Source organism: Corynebacterium sp. HMSC062A03, from assembly GCF_001811145.1.
Lineage (GTDB): Bacteria > Actinomycetota > Actinomycetes > Mycobacteriales > Mycobacteriaceae > Corynebacterium > Corynebacterium aurimucosum.
Map to the genome: position 1 here is coordinate 1 of NZ_KV803643.1, position 837 is coordinate 837.

Genomic DNA, 837 nt, shown 5'->3' on the forward strand with positions numbered 1-837 from the left:
CCGCCGACCCGGCAGGTACCGTCGCGGCCTTCGACAAGTTTGCGCATAATCAGGCCGGGTTGGTAGCCATCGGCTTCGGCGACCTCACCGGTTAAATCTCGCACCTTGTCATGTGGCATGGGCTCAGCCCGCCAGCCGAAGCCTTCAATAAAGGTCGGTGCATCCTCAATATCGCAGGCCTGGTAGGTGTGGAGCACCACCGTAGCTGGTGGCTGTATTTCACCGGAAAGCAGTTTGATGACTGCCTCAGCGACAGTGATGTCTTCCTTGGTTGCGGTCTGGTGGATGAAAGCATCAAGTTTCATGCCGGTGTCTTCCCCAACCTGCAGTTCCAACCAGGCAGAGGTACCGTTAGAGGAAAACCGGTAGCTATCTTTAGGGCGGGTATCCCGATAGGCAATGGAATCATCCAGTGTTTTACATATATCGCGGACTTTGCGCCTGATTTGACTACGTGTAGGAAAAGCTTGGTTCGGCTTAGAAGGGGTAAAAAAGTCAGCCAGGAGGGTGTCGATGAACTCAAGGGTTTCTTTTGTTAGGGCTGTCAGTGCTGACATGGGTTGATCAATAGCAATGAGGGATTCAATATCCAGCAGGCAGTGGGTGTCTTGTATGGCTTTGACTTTCGGCAGGCTATCTAGGCGGTGGATAGCGCGCAGGCCGGATTTGATGTGGCCTTCCGGCAGTGACCAGGCAGCCACTAGGGATAGTGCGGTGGTGTTGATATCGGCGTCGAGGCTGGGCATGGCCCCGACCCAGGTTTTATAGGTGGCTCTCCGGGCTTGAGCACGAGCCATCGCGTGTGGGTTATTAGGGTTGGTGGTGGAAAAGAAGAAG

Annotated in this window: 1 protein-coding gene; it reads right to left on the reverse strand. The window is 54.6% G+C overall.

The features are described 5' to 3' along the window. The coding region (locus tag HMPREF2781_RS00005; RefSeq protein WP_141750557.1) for an HNH endonuclease at window positions 1-837 on the reverse strand (837 nt) is incomplete at both ends.